Raw genomic sequence first — 4,451 nt, 5'->3', positions numbered from 1 at the left:
GGCCCGACCGGGCCCGCGCGCCCCGCGCCGCGGCACCGCCCGGCGGGGCGCGCCGCACGCGCGCCGCCCGGGCCCCTGTCCCAACCACCCGCTCGAACTCCCGCCGCGACCCGGCGGGGGACGCTTCGCGTCCATCGTTCCCACCACTGGCGAAAGGCGGCGAAGGTGCTGCGATTCATCGTCAGGCGTCTCCTCCAGCTGATCCCGACACTGGGCGGCCTGTCGATCCTGCTGTTCGTCTGGCTGCAACGGCTGCCGGGCGGACCGGAGTACGCCCTCCTCCCCGACGACGCGACGGCCGAACAGCGCGCCGCGCTGCGTCGTTCCCTCGGCCTGGACGAACCGATCACGGTTCAGTACCTGGCCTTCCTGCGCCGTATCCTCCAGGGCGACCTCGGGACCTCGCTCTCCACCGGACGGCCGGTCACCGAGGAGTTCCTCACCCGCTTCCCGGCCACGTTCGAACTGTCGGTCACCGCGATGCTGATCGCGGTCGTCATCGGCGTCCCCCTCGGCTACCTCGCCGCGCGCAGGCGCGGCTCCGTGCTGGACTTCGCGGCCGTGGGCGGATCCCTCCTGGGCATCTGCACGCCGGTGTTCTTCCTCGCCTTCATCCTGAAGGTGGTCTTCGCCGAGCGGCTCGGGATGTTCCCCTCCGCCTTCCGGCTCTCCCCGGGCCTGATCCGCACCGACCTCAGCGGGTTCGTCGTCCTCGACGGCCTGCGGACCGGGGAACTCGACGTGGTGTGGGACGCCCTGCTCCACCTCGTGCTGCCCGGGATCGCGCTGGCCTCGATCCCGCTCGCCGTGATCGTCCGGATGACCCGCGCCAGCGTGCTGGAGGTGGTCGGCGAGGACTACGTGCGCACCGCCAACGCCAAGGGGTTGCACCGCAACACCGTGCGCACCCGCCACGTGATGCGCAACGCCATGCTCCCCGTGGTCACCTCCGTCGGACTGCTCACCGGAAGCCTGTTCGCCGGGGCGGTGCTCACCGAGAGCGTCTTCGCCTTCCCCGGCATCGGCTCGTTCGTCTACGCGGCCACGCAGGGGCGCGACTACCCGGTCCTGACCGGGTTCATCCTGCTCATCGCGACCATGTACGTGTTCATCAACCTGTTGGTGGACATCTCCTACAGCCTCCTCGACCCGAGAGTGCGGGCCCAGTGATGCCGACGACACCGAGCCCCCACAACCGGTCCGAACCCGCGGGCGCCCCGGAGCCCGAGGGCACCGCGGCCCAGCGCACGCCCCTCCTGGGACGCAAGGCGGCCAGGGTGGACCGGCTGGCCGAACTCATGGGCCAGCGCGAGGAGGGCGAACACGGCGCGGGCATCTGGCGCACCGCCTTCGAGCGCATGCGCCGCAGCCCCATGGCCATCACCGGCGCCGTGATCGTCGTGGTGTTCCTCGTCGTGGCGCTGTTCTCGCCGCTCATCGCGCCCTACGACCCCGTCTCGCAGAGCTGGGGCGACGAGGTCTTCCCCAACCGCAACGTGTTCGTCGGCCCGCGCGCCGAGAACTGGCTGGGCCTGGACAACCTCGGCCGCGACCAGTTCTCCCGCATGGTGATCGGCGCCCGCCAGACCCTCCTGGTCGGCGTGGTCGCCACCCTGGTCGGCCTCGGCGTCGGCGCGCTGCTCGGCGGCGCGGCCGGGGCCGCCGCGGTCCTCGGCGGCCGCTGGGGGCGCCAGGTGGACAACGCCGTCATGCGCGTCATCGACATGATGCTGGCGCTGCCCACCCTGCTGCTTGCGGTCACCATCGCCGCCCTGGTCGGCCCCAGCCTGACCACGGTGATGTTCGCGGTCGGCGTGGCGCAGATCCCCATCTTCGCCCGCCTCCTGCGCGGCGCGATGCTCTCCCAGGGCAACCGCGACTACGTGCTGGCCGCCCGCGCGCTGGGCGTGCGCAAACACAAGATCGCCCTCGTGCACATCCTGCCGAACTCGCTCGGCCCGGTGATCGTGCAGTCCACGCTCACCCTGGCCACCGCCATCATCGACGCGGCGGCCCTGTCCTACCTGGGTCTGGGCAACCCGGACCCGGCCTTCCCCGAATGGGGGACCATGCTCGCCGACGCCCAGCGGTTCCTGTCCAGCGCGCCGCAGCTGGCCGTGTACCCGGCGCTGGCCATCATCGTCACCGCCCTGGGCTTCACCCTGCTGGGTGAGGCGATGCGGGAGGCGCTCGACCCCAAGCTGAGGAAGTGACATGAGTTCCAGCACGCCGCTGCTGGCGGTGGACGAGCTGTCCGTGGTGTTCGGCGGACGCGGCTCCGACGAGGTGCGGGCCGTGGACGGGGTGTCCTTCACCCTGGAGGAGGGCCGGGTGACCGGCCTGGTCGGCGAGTCCGGCTGCGGCAAGAGCGTCACCTCGCTCGCCCTCATGGGCCTGCTCCCCGACCGGGGGGTGCGGGTCGGCGGCAGCGCCGTCATGCGGCTGCCAGACGGCCCCGTCGACCTGTTGAAGCTGCCGCAGAGACGGATGCGCGACCTGCGCGGTTCCCAGCTGGCGATGATCTTCCAGGACCCGCTCAGCTCCCTCAACCCCGTGGTGCCCATCGGCCGCCAGGTCACCGAGATCCTGCGCCGCCACCGGGGGATGCGCGGTTCGGCCGCCGACAAGGAGGCCGCCGACCTGCTGGACCGGGTGGGCATCCCCGACCCCGGGCGGCGGCTGCGCGAGTACCCGCACCAGCTGTCGGGCGGCATGCGCCAGCGCGCGCTCATCGCCATGGCGGTGGCCTGCCGCCCCCGCGTGATGATCGCCGACGAGCCCACCACCGCCCTGGACGTCACCATCCAGGCGCAGATCCTGGAGCTGCTCCGGGACCTGGTCACCGAGGAGGGCACCGCCCTGCTGATGATCACGCACGACCTGGGCGTGGTCGCCGGGCTGTGCGACGACATCAACGTCCTGTACGCGGGGCGGGCGGTGGAGACGGCGCCGCGCGCGCCGCTGTTCGCCGACCCCACCCACCCCTACACGGTCGGCCTGCTGGGCTCCATCCCCCGGCTGGACGCCCCGCGCGGCGAACGGCTCACCCCCATCCGGGGGTCGGTCAACGACAACATCGCCTGGGCGCAGGGGTGCGCGTTCGCGCCCCGCTGCGACCACTACACGATGGAGTGCCTCCAGGGGCCGCCGGAGCTCGTGGCGGTGGGCGCCGCGGCGGGCGTGGAGGAGGGCGGCCGCTCCGGGGAGGGCCCGGCTGCCGCACACGTGCACCGGTGCGTGAACCCGATCCGGGACGCGGACGTGACCGACCGGCCCACGCTGGACGGCTCGGACGGTCCGGACGGCGACGACGAGGAGGAGCGGGGATGAGCCTGCTGCGGATCAACGACCTCAAGGTGCACTTCCCCATCAGGAAGGGGGTGTTCTTCGACCGCACCATCGGCCACGTGCGCGCGGTCGACGGCGTCAGCCTGGAGATCGAGAGCGGCCAGACCTACGGCCTGGTGGGCGAGTCCGGCTGCGGCAAGACCACCCTGGGCCGCGCGGTGCTGCGCCTGGTGGACGTCACCGAGGGCGAGGTGCTCTTCGGCGGGCAGGACCTGGCCGGTCTGGACGAGGAGTCGATGCGCCGTCAGCGCAAGAACCTCCAGATGGTCTTCCAGGACCCGCTGGGCAGCCTCAACCCCCGGCAGAACATCGGTTCCATCCTGCTGGAGGGCTTGCAGACCCACGGGATCGGCGGCCCCGCGCCGGGGGAGGGGCCCTCCGGCGGCAGGGAGCGCCGCGCCCTGGTCCTGGAGGACCAGCGCAGGCGCGTGGTCGACGCCCTGGAGAGGGTGGGCCTGTCGGCCAAGGCGCTCACCCGCTACCCGCACGAGTTCTCCGGCGGCCAGCGCCAGCGCATCGGCATCGCCCGCGCGCTGGTGCTGGAGCCCGACCTCATCATCTGCGACGAGCCGGTGTCGGCGCTGGACGTGTCGATCCAGGCCCAGGTGCTCAACCTGTTGGAGAGCCTCCAGGAGGAACTGGGGCTGACCTACCTGGTCATCGCGCACGACCTGGCCGTGGTCCGCCACGTCAGTGACGTGGTCGGGGTGATGTACCTGGGCGGCTTGGTGGAGGAGGCCTCCAGCGACGACCTGTACGAGACGCCGATGCACCCGTACACGCGCTCCCTCATGTCGGCGGTGCCGGTCCCCGACCCGGAGGTGGAGGACAGCCGCGAGCGCATCCTGCTGGCGGGAGACCTGCCCTCGCCCGCCGACCCGCCCGAGGGCTGCCGCTTCCACACCCGCTGCCCGTGGCGGCAGAAGGAGCGGTGCGACACCGAGCGGCCCGAACTGCGCCCGGTCGGGAACGCCGCCGGGGGCGGCACCCACAGGGTGGCCTGCCACTACGCCGAGCAGATCCTCTCGGGCGAGATCCAGCCCAGGGAGGAGATGGCCGAGCGCATCGTGCACGGCACCGGTTGAGCCGACCGGCGGGGGGGG

Annotated in this window: 4 protein-coding genes; all 4 read left to right on the top strand. The window is 72.4% G+C overall.

Annotation, left to right across the window (positions count from 1 at the left end; translation table 11 throughout):
* Positions 1 to 165 precede the first annotated feature (165 nt).
* Genes DQW06_RS14630 through DQW06_RS14615 form a run of 4 tightly spaced genes read left to right on the top strand, consistent with a single transcriptional unit; the run spans position 166 to position 4,433 of the window.
* Entirely contained in the window at positions 166 to 1,170 is a 1,005-nt protein-coding gene (locus tag DQW06_RS14630; RefSeq protein ID WP_013154643.1) for an ABC transporter permease, read from the top strand.
* The gene (locus DQW06_RS14625) at positions 1,170 to 2,213 is read left to right on the top strand and encodes an ABC transporter permease (protein WP_013154642.1); all 1,044 of its coding nucleotides are present in this window, start codon (positions 1,170 to 1,172) and stop codon (positions 2,211 to 2,213) included. The genes DQW06_RS14630 and DQW06_RS14625 overlap by 1 nt, the downstream gene beginning before the upstream one ends.
* Position 2,214: 1 nt before the next feature.
* Positions 2,215 to 3,330, top strand: coding sequence for an ABC transporter ATP-binding protein (locus DQW06_RS14620; RefSeq protein ID WP_013154641.1), 1,116 nt, complete (start codon positions 2,215 to 2,217; stop codon positions 3,328 to 3,330).
* Complete coding sequence (locus DQW06_RS14615) at positions 3,327 to 4,433, top strand: ABC transporter ATP-binding protein (protein WP_117198665.1); 1,107 nt, start codon at positions 3,327 to 3,329, stop codon at positions 4,431 to 4,433. Before DQW06_RS14620 ends, DQW06_RS14615 begins: the two co-directional genes overlap by 4 nt.
* Positions 4,434 to 4,451: the final 18 nt, after the last annotated feature.

The sequence above is a fragment of the Nocardiopsis sp. TNDT3 genome, from assembly GCF_003427465.1.
Taxonomy (GTDB): domain Bacteria; phylum Actinomycetota; class Actinomycetes; order Streptosporangiales; family Streptosporangiaceae; genus Nocardiopsis; species Nocardiopsis dassonvillei.
This window is presented reverse-complemented; position numbering and strand designations above follow the sequence as displayed.